The sequence below is a fragment of the Serratia sp. MF1(2023) genome (assembly GCF_030954545.1).
Classification (GTDB): Bacteria; Pseudomonadota; Gammaproteobacteria; order Enterobacterales; family Enterobacteriaceae; genus Serratia; species Serratia sarumanii.
Window position 1 is genome coordinate 57,876 of the sequence record NZ_JAVHUX010000020.1, and the last position, 14,455, is coordinate 72,330.

Annotated in this window: 12 protein-coding genes; 7 read left to right on the forward strand and 5 right to left on the reverse strand. The window is 62.5% G+C overall.

Annotation, left to right across the window (positions count from 1 at the left end; all coding sequences use genetic code 11):
- Positions 1-13: 13 nt before the first annotated feature.
- Positions 14-2,389 (reverse strand): alpha-glucosidase, encoded by a 2,376-nt coding sequence (gene ygjK, locus REA38_RS11925; protein ID WP_308885933.1) that lies wholly within the window; start codon positions 2,387-2,389, stop codon positions 14-16.
- A gap of 17 nt (positions 2,390-2,406) precedes the next feature.
- Positions 2,407-3,477 (reverse strand): protein YgjJ, encoded by a 1,071-nt coding sequence (gene ygjJ, locus REA38_RS11930; protein ID WP_308885934.1) that lies wholly within the window; start codon positions 3,475-3,477, stop codon positions 2,407-2,409.
- A gap of 331 nt (positions 3,478-3,808) precedes the next feature.
- On the opposite strand from ygjJ, the gene ebgR reads away from it, so the two are divergent.
- The 7 genes from ebgR to REA38_RS11965 all read left to right on the forward strand — a co-directional run bounded on the left by ebgR (position 3,809) and on the right by REA38_RS11965 (position 11,435).
- Positions 3,809-4,789 (forward strand): transcriptional regulator EbgR, encoded by a 981-nt coding sequence (gene ebgR, locus REA38_RS11935; RefSeq protein ID WP_033646411.1) that lies wholly within the window; start codon positions 3,809-3,811, stop codon positions 4,787-4,789.
- A 166-nt stretch (positions 4,790-4,955) separates the two neighbouring features.
- Entirely contained in the window at positions 4,956-8,045 is a 3,090-nt protein-coding gene (gene ebgA / locus REA38_RS11940) for a beta-galactosidase subunit alpha (protein ID WP_308885936.1), read from the forward strand.
- Positions 8,042-8,494, forward strand: a complete 453-nt coding sequence (locus tag REA38_RS11945; RefSeq protein WP_033646409.1) for a beta-galactosidase subunit beta — start codon at positions 8,042-8,044, stop codon at positions 8,492-8,494. The genes ebgA and REA38_RS11945 overlap by 4 nt, the downstream gene beginning before the upstream one ends.
- A gap of 58 nt (positions 8,495-8,552) precedes the next feature.
- Entirely contained in the window at positions 8,553-10,055 is a 1,503-nt protein-coding gene (locus tag REA38_RS11950; RefSeq protein WP_041034703.1) for an amino acid permease, read from the forward strand.
- Between the two features lie 102 nt (positions 10,056-10,157).
- Complete coding sequence (locus tag REA38_RS11955) at positions 10,158-10,472, forward strand: helix-turn-helix transcriptional regulator (RefSeq protein WP_033646407.1); 315 nt, start codon at positions 10,158-10,160, stop codon at positions 10,470-10,472.
- A complete protein-coding gene (locus tag REA38_RS11960) occupies positions 10,469-10,798 on the forward strand; it encodes an SRPBCC domain-containing protein (RefSeq protein WP_033646406.1) in 330 nt (109 codons plus the stop codon). The genes REA38_RS11955 and REA38_RS11960 overlap by 4 nt, the downstream gene beginning before the upstream one ends.
- Positions 10,799-10,841: 43 nt before the next feature.
- Positions 10,842-11,435, forward strand: a complete 594-nt coding sequence (locus tag REA38_RS11965; protein ID WP_033638144.1) for an ATP-dependent Clp protease proteolytic subunit — start codon at positions 10,842-10,844, stop codon at positions 11,433-11,435.
- A gap of 5 nt (positions 11,436-11,440) precedes the next feature.
- On the opposite strand, the gene REA38_RS11970 is transcribed toward REA38_RS11965, so the two are convergent.
- From REA38_RS11970 to REA38_RS11980, 3 genes are read right to left on the reverse strand one after another with little or no spacing between them, the layout of a single operon-like run.
- Positions 11,441-12,307, reverse strand: a complete 867-nt coding sequence (locus REA38_RS11970) for a hypothetical protein (protein WP_043147256.1) — start codon at positions 12,305-12,307, stop codon at positions 11,441-11,443.
- 44 nt (positions 12,308-12,351) lie between these two features.
- Positions 12,352-13,101, reverse strand: coding sequence for a molecular chaperone (locus REA38_RS11975; RefSeq protein WP_308885937.1), 750 nt, complete (start codon positions 13,099-13,101; stop codon positions 12,352-12,354).
- Complete coding sequence (locus REA38_RS11980; protein WP_161765114.1) at positions 13,101-14,441, reverse strand: fimbrial protein; 1,341 nt, start codon at positions 14,439-14,441, stop codon at positions 13,101-13,103. The genes REA38_RS11975 and REA38_RS11980 overlap by 1 nt, the downstream gene beginning before the upstream one ends.
- Positions 14,442-14,455: the final 14 nt, after the last annotated feature.

Genomic DNA, 14,455 nt, shown 5'->3' on the forward strand with positions numbered 1-14,455 from the left:
TGGCCGCTGTGGCTTATTGCGTGAAGAAGTCGTTATACAGCATGTACAGGTGCGCCGCGCTCCAGGAGAAGTTCGGCGCGCCCTGTTGCTTGCCGGTGAGCGGGTTGTAGTTCTCGCGGATCGGCCCGTCGGCGACCAGGCCGTCGGCGTGGCGGAAGAAAGCCTGCGCCATCGCCACCGCATCGTCGCGATAGCCGTAGCGTTCCATGCCCTTGAGGCCGAAATACAACTGATCGACCCACACGCGGCCGCGCCAATAGATGTCCGCGCCGAACGCCGGATTGGTCAGCGCCGAGGTGCCGAGCGGCACGTAGGTATTGAACTCGCGCGGATCCTTCATCACCCTGACCACCGCATCGGCGTGCGGCTGGCTGGCGGCGCCGTTGAACAGCGGCGACCAGCCTTCCGGCCCTTTGCCGCGTTCGACGATCGGTTTGCCGGCGCAGCCGTTGGCCAACGGCCGCTTTTCGATGCGGATGTCATAGAAGAAACCGCTGTGCTTGTCGAACATGCAGGTGTTGATGTAGGCCGCCAGCCGGTCGGCTTTGGCGCGGAAGGCGGCGGCCTCGGCGCCGTGGCCGAGAATATCGGCCATCTCCGCCAGATAGCGGTTGTCGCTGTACATGTAGCTGGCCTGATCCACCGACTCCTGCAGCAGCGAATAGCCGAGCAACGTGCCGTCCGGCGCTCGGTTTTCGGCGAATTTCACCTGCCAGTCTTCGCGTTTGCCGCCCTGCGCCAGGTAGCGCGCCAATTGATCCGGATCGATAAAGCCGAATACCGCCGCGTCGTCGCGGCCCGACTCCCAGGAGGCGGCGGTCTGCGCCGGGATCTCGATGCTGTCGTACTGCCCCTCGCGCACGATGCGATCGTAATTGTCGAGGCCGGCCAGCGTTTGCTCGCGCTGCCCGCGCTTGACGGTGAACAACATGCGTCCGTCGGGGGTATTGTGCGCTTTGTCGCGGGTGGCGCCGTACTCCGGCACGCCGTTGCCGTTGTGGTCACGGTTGCGCAGCCACCAGTCATGGTAGGCCACCAGCTTCGGGTACATCTCCGCCAGCCAGCCCTTATCGCCGGTGACGCGATACACCTCCATCACCGCCCAGGCCGCCAGGCTCGGCTTGGTGTTGCGCTCGTTCCAGTTGCCGCCGTCGCCGCCGCGCTCCGGGCTGGGGTTGTAGGCGATAAGGTCGGGCAGGAAACCGGCGTCCCACGGGCGCAGGGCATCGCCCGGCCGGATCTGGAAGGCGAACACCGCGCGGATGTTGTCCTTGGCCACGTCCGGGTTGAAGTGCGCCATGGCGTAGGCCTGTTTCCAGGTGTCCCACGGCCAGGTCTGGTTGCCGGAGAACCAGCGTCCGGTCACCGACGGGGTGACCGAGTCGAACTTCATCGCCCCGGCGGCGCCGCGCCAGTTGCCGTTGAGCGTTTCCATCGCTTTGACCGCCACGCGGGTTTGTTCTGCCGTGGCGTGCGGGTTGCTGAGCCCTGTGGCGAGATAGCGTTCCCAACGCTGGGCCGACGCGGCCATATAGCGCTGCGGGTGAGCGAGGATGTCGGCGATGGCGCGTTGTTCGCGCCGCGCTTCTTCGGCGGTAAGCAGGTGCGAGTAGGTGGTGTACAGGGTGGTGGAGCCGGCGATGCGTGCCGTGGCGCGGAAGCGATGGCCGTCGACCGTGGTGCGCTGCGGCAGCGATTTGTGGATCTGATACTCGGACTGGCCGGAAGTCATCAGCTGCGACGGCGCGCGCACTTTGCCGAAGGTGACGCGCAGGCCGTCAGCCGTCGGCACAATGCGGCGCGTGTAGTCAGGAAATGCCTGCTCGAGGGTCGCCGGCGGCTGCGGTTTTTGCTCTTTGGCCGCGTAGCGCTCCAGCAATTCACCGTCCCACACCAGCTCCAGCGGCGTGTCGGTCAGGATTTGGGTTTCCAGCAGCGAGGTGCGCGCGCCAGCGAAGCGCAGCGTCAGGTTGACGGTCACGCCCGGCGCGCTGAGCCGCTGCACCAGGGCACCGGGCAGGCTGTAGGCCGTCATGGTGAAATGCACCGGTTTACCGTTTCGATAGACGCTGAGCCGATCGAAATTGTTGGCCATAAAGTTGATGTACTCTTCGGTCAGCAGCGCCGGGCCGGGGAAACCGCCCATGCCTTCCGGCCCGCTCGGCAACAGGTGGCCGTGCCAGGCGCCGAGATCGAAGAACGGATTGAAGCGCTGGTGATCGTCGAAATCGTAATCGAGCATAAAGTGCGGCGCGCCGCGGCGGTCGATGACGTTTTTATAGCGCTCGGCCAACGGGGCGTCGGCGTCGGGCGTTTTCGGCGCGCAGCCCGTCAGCGTCAGCGCGAGGGTGAGGGCAGTGGCCAGCGGGGTCAGGGGAGTCATGTTCATCGTAGGAGCCTCAACGGTTACCAATAGAAATATTGCATCAGGAACACCGAGTTGCTGGCGCCGGTGCTGTCGTTGCGCATGAAGAATTTGCTGTCCAGCGCGGTGGCCAGCTTGCCGCCGGCGTATTCATACCAGACGCCGAACTGGGCGTATGAGGTGGCGGTATCCGCCGCATTATCAAACCGGTGGCGGGCGTAGCTGTAGGCGGTGGAGAGATACAGCCCTTTGGCGGTTTCCGTCATCGCGCTGAGCATCAGGCCCGATTCGCTGCCGGGATGGCCGCCGCTGTCGCCTTTGCCGGTGTGGTGCCAGACGCGGCCGGCCAGGTGTTGGCCGCGCAGCCCCAGCAAAAACAGCTGCCCCAGGCCGTCGGTCACTTCCAGGCCGTTCAGCAGCGTCAGATTGTCCTGCAGGTCGTACTGGGTGTAGCCGTTGACCATCGCCCGATAGGTGTACTTGTCGGAATAGCGATCGTATTTGCCGAAGTGCAGCAGCGCCTTGCTCTCGTCGATGCGGCTTTCCGGCGCCGCCGTCACGCTGTAGCGAAAGCGCCCGGTCAGGTTTTGCAGCTTGGCGGCGTAGCTGAGATCGCGGGTGTTGGGGATCACGTAGCCGTATTCCGGCGTGAAGTCGCCCCACCATTGCAGGTCGTCGAGCGACGAGTCGTTGCGCACGCTGAGCATCATCTCGGTGCCGTCGTCGGTGCGGTAACCGCCGTAAAAGCGGTTCAACCCGCCCTCGAAGCCGCCCCAACCGTGGCCCGGCGTCCAGGCGTGGCCCTGGCTGTCCGCCTGCACGGTCCAGCCTTCGCCGTAAATCAGGCCGAACCAGTGGCCCCGTTTGATCTCCAGGCCGCCTTCGATATAGGTGCCGTCGCTGTATTTATGCTGATGTTCGCCGTTCAAATAGACGCTGCCGCCGATGCCGAGCTCGCCGTAAAAACGCAGGGCGGTCGCGGCGCTATCGGGTAGCGGCGGCGGTGGGAGCTGATTGCGCTCCGCCGGGGTCACCGGTTCCTGCGCCGCCCAGGCGGGCGCGTTAACGAGCAGCAGCAAGGGCAACAGGGCGTGATGGCTTAGTGATTTCATGGGGCATAGGCCTGGTGTTGGGTGGATCGGAACGTCAGCCGAGCGGCGGCTCACGCGAGGTCGCTCCCGGCTCCCTGGGAGAAAAAACCGCCCCGGCGGGACGGTAAACGGCAGGTATATTAGTAAAATATTTAGTAAAAAATATGCTTTAATCAGTAAATCGTTAACTTGATCACAGCGGGTGAAATGGGTATCTTTCGCTGCAGGCGCCCGGCAACGGCTGGCATGAGCGTGTTCTGGCCTGGTCTGGGAAGGAGAGGAGGCGGGCGGCGCTGTACGCCGCGGCGCTATCCGATTAAGCTACCGTTTTTCGTCTGTGCATTGGGACTCTATGGCCACACTGAAGGAAATTGCTGAAGCCGCTAATGTGTCCGTCGCCACCGTTTCGCGCGTGTTGAATGACGACCCCACCCTGAGCGTGAAGGCGCAAACCCGCCAGAAGATCCTGGAAGCGGCGGAACGCCTCGAATACAAGATCGCGCCTTCCAAACGGCAAAGCGGGCAACGCCTGCATTTCGCCGCGCTGTTCACCTATACGCAGGGTGTGGAGATCAACGATCCCTATTACCTGGCGATGCGCTACGGCATCGAGACGCAGTGCGAAAAGCTGGGCGTGGCGCTGAGCGCCGGTTACGACTTCAACGGCGACAAGGCGCTGCCGGCGGCCGACGGCCTGCTGGTGATCGGCCGGCCACAGCCCGCGCTGTATGAGCAGCTCAGGCAGCAGGAAACGCCGGTGGTGTTCATCGACGGCGTGGTGGAGGATGAGCGGTTTGACTGCGTCAATGTCGACCTGTACAAGATCAGCCGCAAGGTGATCGACTACTTCATCGGCCGCGGCTATCAGCGCATCGGCTTTATCGGCGGGCGCGACCATCCGGCCGGCATCGACCAGCGCGAGCAGGCATTCGTCGAGTATGGCCGGCAGCAAAATGTGGTGCGAGCGCAGGACATTTACCACGGCGATTTCAGCAGCCAGTCGGGCTACCAGTGCGCGAAAGCGATGTTGCAGAGCCAGAATGGCTATCCGCCGGCGCTGCTGGTGGCGACCGATTCGATCGCGATCGGCGTGCTGCGCGCGCTGCACGAACACGGCATTCAGGTGCCGGGGCAGATCGCGCTGATCAGCGTCAACGATATTCCCACCGCCCGCTTTATTTTCCCCGCCTTGTCCACGGTGCGCATCCCTTCGGAAACCATGGGCGCACAGGCCGTCAACCTGCTGACGGAGCGGCTGCGCGATGAGCGCGCCGTCCCGCTGTCGATCTTCGTTCCCAGCTCGCTGCAGCTGCGCGACACCACCGTCGCCTGACCGGCCCCCGCCTCGGCGGGGGCGTTGGCGCTCAAAATTAACGTCATGATAAAAAAAGGCCTTTGAGATTTATTGTGATCCTGTCGTCATTTGGTAAATATCAACTGTAATTTTTACTAAATATTTACTATCGTTTCCGCATTGCACAGGTGTTGGGAGACGTGACGTGAATAATTGGGAAAACATTGAAAAACAGTCGGAGCACCGGTTGGCGCCGCGCGCGAGCTTCTTCAGCTACGCGGATGCCGGGCAGGCGCTGAGCTTCGATCGCAACGCCAGCCGGCGTTTCCAACTGCTGAGCGGCCGCTGGCGCTTTCGCTTCTTCGAGCACCCGGCGCAGGTGCCGGCGGCGTTTTACCGAGAGCCGATGAACGACTGGGGCGATATGGCGGTGCCGGGCATGTGGCAGCTGGAAGGGCACGGCCACCTGCAGTACACCGATGAGGGCTTCCCGTTCCCGATCGACGTGCCTTACGTGCCGACCAATAACCCCACCGGCGCCTATCAACGCCACTTTACGCTCGACGCCGGCTGGCAGGATCAGCAAGTGCTGATCAAATTCGACGGCGTGGAAACCTACTTCGAGGTGTACGTCAACGGCGACTATGTCGGCTTCAGCAAGGGCAGCCGACTGTGCGCCGAGTTCGACATCAGCCCCTATGTGCGGCAGGGCGAGAATCTGCTGTCGGTGCGGGTGATGCAGTGGGCCGACTCCACCTACATCGAAGATCAGGACATGTGGTGGATGGCCGGCATTTTCCGCGACGTCTATCTGATCGGCCAGAGCGCTACCCACCTTCACGATCTGACGCTGGTCACCACCTTCGATGAGCGCTATTGCGACGCGCAGTTGGCGATCGATGCCGAGCTGCGCCATCTCGGTGTGCAGGCCGCCGAGGGCTGTCGCCTGCAGGCGCAGCTGTTCGACGGCGAACGCTGCGTGGCGGAGCAGTGGCGCGACGATCTGCGCATCGAGCGGGCGCTGAACTGCCGTTTCGAACTGCCGGTCAGCTGCCCGCAGCAGTGGAATGCGGAAAATCCCTATCTGTATCAGCTGTTGCTCAGCCTGTATGACGGCGCCGGCAACCTGCTGGGCGTGGTGCCGCAGCGGGTGGGGTTCCGCGAGATTGCGGTGCGCGACGGGCTGATGTACGTCAACGGCCGCTATCTCAAGCTGCACGGCGTCAACCGGCACGATCACGATCACCGCAAAGGGCGCGCCGTCGATATGGCGCGGGTGGAGCGCGATATCGTGCTGATGAAACAGCACAACATCAACTCGGTGCGCACCGCCCATTACCCCAACGATCCGCGCTTTTACGAGCTGTGCGATCTCTATGGCCTGTTCGTGATGGCGGAGACCGATCTGGAGAGCCACGGCTTCGCCAACGTCGGCGATCTGAGCCGCATTACCGACGATCCGCGCTGGGAGCAGGCCTACGTCGAGCGCATCGAGCGCCACGTGGCGGCGCAGAAAAACCACCCGTCGATCATCATCTGGTCGCTGGGCAACGAGTCCGGCTACGGCTGTAACATTCGCGCCATGGCCCGGCGCTGCAAGGCGCTCGATCCGACTCGCCTGATCCACTATGAAGAAGATCGCGACGCCGAAGTGACCGACGTGATCAGCACCATGTATTCCCGCGTGGCGATGATGAACGCCTTCGGCGAATACCCGCATCCCAAACCGCGCATCCTGTGCGAATACGCCCACGCGATGGGCAATGGCCCCGGCGGGCTGTTCGAATACCAGTCGGTGTTCAACCGCCACGCCAGTTTGCAGGGGCACTACATCTGGGAGTGGTGCGATCACGGCCTGCTGAGCCACGACGAACAGGGGCGCGAGCGCTACCAGTACGGCGGCGATTACGGCGACTACCCGAACAACTACAACTTCTGCATGGACGGCCTGATCTACCCGGACCAGCGCCCCGGCCCCGGCCTGCGTGAATACCAGCAGGTGCTGTGCCCGGTGGAGGTGACGGCGGAGGAAGGCGCAGGCGACGTGCTGCGGGTGAAAAACCGCTATTGGTTCAGCTCGCTGGCGGACATCACGCTGAAGGTCAGCGTCAAGACCGACGGCCGCCAGGTGGCGAGTTACGAATTCAAGCTGCCGCACCTGCAGCCGGGCGAGAGCGAAGACATGCACCTGCCGGTATTGGTGCTGGGGCAGGGGGAAACGCTGATCGACGTGGCGGTGCATAAGGACAGCGCCACCCGCTACAGCGAGAGCGGCCAGCGGCTGGGTCATTATCAGCATCTGCGCCGGGCGGCGACGCGGCGACCGGCTCCACCACCGGCCGATGCGCCGGCGCTGCAATGCCGCGAGGAAAATCATCGGCTGATCGTCAGCGGCGGCCGGTTCCAGCTGGCGTTCTCGCTGCTGAGCGGTGAACTGCTGTCGTGGCGGGTAGACGATGAAGAAGTGGTGGGGCGCGCGCCGCGCATCACCTTCTTCAAACCGGTGATCGATAACCATAAACAGGAATATGAGGGGATTTGGCTGCCGCATCACTTCCCCATCATGCAGCAGCACTTCCGCCGCCTCAATCGGCAATGGCAGGGCGAGGATTTGCTGATCGAGGTACATAGCCTGATCGCGCCGCCGGTGTTCGACTTCGGCATGCGCTGCACCTACCGCTGGCGCATCTCCCCGCAGGGCTACGTCAGCCTGGATCTGGCCGGTGAGCCTTACGGCGATTTCCGCCAGATTATCCCGAAAATCGGCCTCGATTTCGGCATCAGCCGCCGTTTCGAACAGGTGGAATACTACGGCCGCGGGCCGGGCGAGAACTACCGTGACAGCTGCCGGGCCAACCTTATCGGCCACTACCGGCAGCGCGCCGACGCGCTGTTCGAACACTATCCGTTCCCGCAGGACAACGGCAATCGGCAGGACGTGCGCTGGCTGAGTTTGCAGGACGCGGCGGGCAAGGGGATCTTCATCCAGCCGCGGCGGCCGATCAACTTCAGCCTGTGGCCCTACAGCGCCGAGATGCTGCACCAGGCCCAGCACATCAACGAGCTGGAGCCTAGCGACTGCCTGACGCTGAACCTGGACGATCAGATCCTCGGCCTCGGCTCCAACTCCTGGGGCTCCGAAGTGCTGGATACCCACCGGGTCTATCTGGCGCCGTTCAGCTACGGCTTCACGCTGGTGCCGTTCGACGGGCGGCAAACGCAGGGCGCCGCGCTCGCCGGTTATGACTTCGCGCCCGCTCACCACCACCCGCAGTCTGCGGAGGAAAACGCATGATCATTCTCGAATCCCTGGCGGAGTTCCAGCGCATCTATCACAGCGGCAAGAAGTGGCTGCGCTGCATGGAGGCGATCGCCAATGTCGATCGCATCAGCCCGAACGTGTGCCATTCGATCGGCGACTCGCTGACGTATCGGCTGAGCGTCGGCGCCGGCCGCCAGCACGGTTGGCTGGAGGGCAACCGCCGCTACTTCGACGTGCACTATTACCTCGAGGGGGAAGAGACCGTCGAGGTGGCCGACAAGCGGGCGCTGACGACGGTGGCGCCCTATCAGGACGAAACCGACCGCGAGTTTTTCAGCGGCGAAGGCGAGAGGCGCCGGGTCGGCAAAGGCAACGTGGCGATCTTCGAAAATCACCAGGCTCACCGCTTCACAGAAAGCGGCAAGGTAAAAAAAGTCATTTTAAAAGTGACGGTGGAAGACAGCTATTTCGTTAACAAATAGCGCGCTCGCCGATCGATAACAACAAACCGAAGTCCCCTACACCATTCGGAGAATCTCTATGGCTGCGTCGAACAGAAACACCATCGGCAAGTTTGGCCTGCTGTCGATGACGTTTGCGGCAGTGTTCAGTTTCAACAACGTGATTAACAACAATATTCAGCTCGGGGTCGCCTCGTCGCCGGTGTTCCTGGTGGCGACCATCATTTACTTCATTCCCTTTTGCCTGATCATCGCCGAGTTCGTCTCGCTCAACCGCAACTCCGAGGCCGGCGTTTATGCCTGGGTGAAAAGCGCGCTCGGCGGGCGCTGGGCGTTTATCACCGCCTACACCTATTGGTTCGTGAACCTGTTCTTCTTCACCGCGCTGCTGCCGCGCGTCATCGCCTACGCTTCTTACGCGTTCCTGGGCTATGACTACGTGTTTACCCCGCTGACCACGGCGATCATCAGCATCTTCCTGTTCGCCTTCTCGACCTACATCTCCAACAGCGGCGCAAAACTGCTGGGGCCGATGACTTCGGTGACCTCGTCGCTGATGCTGCTGCTGACGTTTTCCTACATCGTTCTGGCGGGCGCGGCGGTGCTGGGCGGCATCGAACCGGCCGACCCGATCAACGTGCAGGCGATGACGCCGAACTTCAACTGGGCGTTCCTCGGCATTACCGCCTGGATCTTCCAGGCGGCGGGCGGGGCGGAGTCTGTGGCGGTGTACGTGAACGATGTGAAAGGCGGTAGCCGCGCCTTCGTGAAGGTGATCATCGTTTCCGGGCTGTTCATCGGCGTGCTGTATTCGGTGTCTTCGCTGCTGATCAACGTGTTCGTCCACCGCGCTGACCTGCATTTCACCGGCGGCACGGTGCAGGTGTTCGAAGGCCTGTCGGCGCACTTCGGCCTGCCGACTGTGCTGATGAACCGCTTTGTCGGCATCGTCTCCTTCACCGCCATGTTCGGCTCGCTGCTGATGTGGACGGCGGCGCCGGTGAAGATTTTCTTCACCGAGATCCCGAAGGGCATTTTCGGCGAGAAAACCATTCGTCTGAATCGGCACGGCGTGCCGACGCGCGCCGCCTGGATCCAGTTCTTCATCGTCATCCCGCTGATGCTGATCCCGACGTTGGGTTCCAGCAGCGTGCAGGATTTGATGAACACGCTGATCAACATGACCGCCGCGGCCTCGATGCTGCCGCCGCTGTTCATCATGTTGGCCTACCTGAATCTGCGCCTGAAGTACGACCGGGTGGCGCGCGATTTCAAAATGGGCTCGCGCCTGCAGGGCATCGCCATCGTCAGCGTGCTGATCGCCATCTTCACCGTCGGCTTCTTCGCCTCGACGTTCCCGACCGGCGCCAGCATCATGACCATCGTGTTCTATAACGTCGGCGGGCTGGTGGTGTTCCTCGGCTACGCCTGGTGGAAGTACAACCGCTACGCGAAAAGCCTGAGCGCCGAGGCGCGCTACCACGAAGACATGCCTTTGGCGCGCCTCGCGCTCGAAGCGCAGGAAGGGGCGCAGGCCGGGCAATCCGCGCTGACCACGCCCGTTTGCAATAAACCGCTGTAATTTCTCCTCTATCGGCTCCGTGCCCCGGCGCGGAGTCTCGCTTTGCGCAAAAATCCTGCCCTGGCGCTTGCATAATACATAAGTGAATACTAATGTGTTTGTATGAACGAAAATGACATCTTCAAGGCGCTGGCCGATCCGACTCGCCGCACCATCTTCGACAAGCTCGCCGTCGGCAGCATGAACGCCAGCGCGCTGCGCGAAGGGCTGCCCATCAGCCAGTCCGCGATGTCGCAACACCTGGCGGTGCTGCGCAATGCCGGGCTGGTGCGCGAGACGAAGCAGGGGCGCTTCGTCAATTACCAGGTCGACCCGGAAGGGCTGGCGCAGATCGCCGATTGGCTGGCGAAGTACCGCGCCTGGTGGCCGGCGCGCATCGACGCGTTGCAAACCTTGCTGAAGGATATGGATCAATGAACAAACAGGCTGAGCAGCCGCCGCGCGATCGGCTGATATTGGAGTATTCGCTCGATGCGCCGCCGGAAAAAGTGTGGCGAGCGCTCAGCATTCCCGAGCTGCGCGAGCAGTGGCTGCCTCCGGGGGATTTGGCGCAGGCCGAACCGCTGGCCGCCACGCCGGGCGAAGCGGTGAGCTACCGTCTGCGTGACGACCGGCCGCCGTTCCTTGAAAGCGTGGTGACGCTGCAGATAGTGCCGGACGCCGCTGGCGGCAGCCTGCTGCGGATTATCCACCAGCTCGACGCCGCCAATGACGGTTCGGTGACGATGATGCTCGCCGCCTGACGCGTTAAATTCATTTCCCTTTTGCCAACCCAGGAGTTCACCGATGCGTGAGAAGATGATGCTCGTCCCGATGGTGGTGGAACAGACCAGCCGGGGAGAACGTTCCTTTGATATTTATTCGCGCCTGCTGCGCGACCGGATCGTTTTCCTCAATGGCGAAGTCAACGACGACGTGGCCGAAATGCTGTGCGCCCAACTGCTGTTTCTGGAAGCGGAAAACCCGGAGAAACCGATCCACCTGTACATCAACTCGCCGGGTGGGGTGATCACCAGCGGGCTGGCGATTTACGACACCATGCAGTATATCCGCGCGCCGGTGCATACGCTGTGCATGGGCACCGCGCGCTCGATGGGCTCGTTCCTGCTGATGGCCGGAGAGCCGGGCCACCGCATGGCGCTGCCCAACGCCAGCCTGCACGTGCACCAGCCGCTGGGCGGCTTTCAGGGGCAGGCCTCCGACATCTTGATTCATGCCGAAGAGATGAAACGCACCAAAGACACGGTGATCCGGCTGTACGCCAAACATTGCGGCCTCAGCTACGAAGAGGTGGAGCGGGTGTTGGATCGCGATCGCTTTATGACCGCCGACGAAGCGGCGGCCTGGGGGTTGATCGATCGGGTGCTGCGGGAGCGGTAAACGGCTCAGCGGGGCTCGGCGGCCTGCGGCGTGTGCCAAACTCGTTCAAGCCCGAATTCGACCATCGCGAAATAGAGGCTGAAATAGCGCTCCGCCATGATAAAGAACGAACTGTTGAGTTCGATCACCACGTTATTGGTGGTGGTCAGCAGGCCGGATTTTTCCGCCGCCTGCAGAATGCGATTCACGTGCGCGCGTGAGACGGAGCACGACTTGGCGATTTTCGCCGAGGAGAGCAGCAGAAAGGGGGAATCCTGCCGGATGCTTTCGATATGCAGCATCAGCAGCACCATGTGGCCGGCGTCCTTGCTGATAAACAGCCCGGATTGCGGCACCAGATCGATCAGGTAAATCTCCTTGAGCATCAGCTGCCCGTAGGCGGCGAAAAAGGTGGGCAGAAAGTCGGGCGCCGCCAGCAGCGGCGCGATGGGCATCTGTGGCGCCAGCGCCTGATAGGGCAATGCCATGGAGGCGATCAGCGCCTGGGTTTCCGCCAGCGCGTGCGGCGTAGGCTTATAGCGCAGTTGGCGCTTGTCATGTTCACAGGGTTTGACCTCCAGCCGGCGGCCGACCCGCAAAAAGAACAGAAAGGAGTCCAGGGAGTTCTCGCTGATGATGTTCTTCCCTTTAAAAAAGGCTTTGATGTCTTTCAGCCCGGCGGCGGGCTGGTGGTAGTAAATGGACAGGATGGTGGAACAAATGATGAACCGGCTGTTCCTGAAGATGATTTTGTAAAACAGCGGATGCTTCTTGTAGGTCTCCTTCAATAATTCCCCGTGTTTGACGATGGCGGTATGAAATGCCGGTGACTGCCTGATGTTGTTGGCCTGTTTCTCCAGGTGAAACTGTAGCTGGAATCTGCTTAGACTCATTTTTCCCTATTTCCTGTACTTAAAAAATGTACTGCTTTTTATCGTTATGGGGTTGCTGTGTATGACTTGACGATCTGCTGGCCCTGGTCGTTGATGAAGGTGGCCTGAACGGTGATCTGAGAAGGGAGCGTCGGTGCCGCAACGCCGTCGAGGTGATAATCCCGCATGCTGAACGGCGCGGTCATCATGTCGCTTTCTTGCCGCACCGGGTAATCGCGCCTGCCGGTTTGCACGGCGATGCGGGCGAAGGAGAGATAAAACGCCGACCGGTTGTGACAGCGCAGCAGATAGCCGCCCGGCGATTTTTGCAGCGAGAACGAGACGGCCTCGGCCGCGTTTTCGGCGTTTCCCTTTAGCGCTTTGGGGCGGTAGAAGATTTTCATCTGCGTGTTCATCGCCAGCGTCACGCGCGACGCCAGCGGCGGCCTGGTCGGCTGGCTGGGCGGGATCTCATACAGATTAAGCCAGAACACCGACTCCCGGTCGGTGGGCAGGTTCGCGCCGGCAAACAGGATCCGTAGCCCTTTCAGCGCCGAAGGCGGCAGGGCGAATACGCTGGGCAGGGTGACAAACGGCGCGCGCGACAGTTCGGGGGCGGCGTTGACGTCGCCGTTATCGACCCAGGTTTGCGCCACGATCGGATAGTCGTTGGTGTTGAGCAACATCAGGGTTTTTTCCGTGTCGCCCTCGCGGAAAATCACCCGGGTGGCGGAGGCGATGATGCCCGCCTGCGCGCCCATGGCCGCCAGCGCCAGCAGCAGGGCGCATCCCATCGTCAGATATTTCTTTCTCATCATTGCACCTTAACCCAGACGTAGGCCCTGGCGTCCACTTTGCCGGCGGTGACCGTTTGCCCGGGCAGCCGGGCGAGCGTGGCGGTGAGCTGGGTGGTGTAGTGGGTGAACCCCGCCGCGGTGCTGCCGCCGCCGCTGGCGCCGTTGAGCACCGGATACCAGCCGGCGTCGTTGCCCTGCGGGCATTGCCCGGCGCTGCAGCGCGCCCAGCCGACGAAGTTCATCGGCGCGCCGTTGCCGGCGTTGGCGAGCGCGATGCCCACGCCGGTGGCGACGCTGCTGTCGGTGCCGTAGCCGCTGGAGAGCAGGTAGCTCACGCCGCCGTTGGCGCTGACCAGCCCGAGCTGCTGCGCCGCAACGTAGCTTTCATACGGCACCTGCAGGCCGAGGGCGGTATTGTTGCTGCTGACGCCGGACACGGCGGCATTGTCGCATTCGATATTGATGGTGAACTGCGCCTGTGAGGTTTGCCCGGCGGTCAACTGGCTGACGGATATGGTCGGCAGGATCACCAGCGGCGTGACGTTGCGCGCCACGCAGGTGGCGGTATAGGTCAATGAGGAGATTGGTGCGGTGCCCATGCCCATTGCATTCCAGCGCCCGGTGCCCCAGGTGGCGTAGTTGGTGGCGGAGTCGCTGCCGATAGGATCCGAGGCGATGCCGGGCCCCTGAAAGGTGACATAGCCGTTCGGCTGCGTGCAGGTATAGTTCGAATTGCCGGTGGTCGAGGCCATGCCCACCAGCGGGTTGCTGGCGCTGTAGCCGCAGTAGTTGCTGGCGCCCGCGCCCGGCAGCGAGCTGATGCGGATCAGATCGGCGCGGATGGCGCTGAAGTCTTTCACCCGGATCTGAATTTTGCTGCCGACGGTGGCGTAGCGGGTAATCGGCGCCGACTGCCAGTAGCGGGTAAAAACCTTGCCGGAATCCAGATGGGTCAGGCGGATGCCGACGTAGGGGAAGTAGGTGGCGTAGTAGTTGGGGTTACCGTCCTGGGCACCCAGATCGTAATAGCCGCCGACGCGATCGTCGCCGTTGGTGGCGAAGACTTCATAGATCTGCCCCGCGTCGCCGGCGTCGCACTCATACAACACCTTGTTGGGGTCGGGATAGCGCGTGCCGGAGGTGAGATCGAACACGCTGGTGCCGAGCGGCGTGCCGACGGGCTGCAGGTAAGTGCTGGTCAGGTTAACCCGGCCCAGCGCCGTGCCCACCCCGCAGGGATCGCAACCGGAATCGATCCAGGGGGCGACCCGGGTGCATTGCGCCAGCGCGGCGGGCGCGCCGAACAGCGACAGGGCGAGCAGCGCCAGGGCGGCGATCGGGTAAAAAATGCGTTTCATCGTCTCTCCTGAGA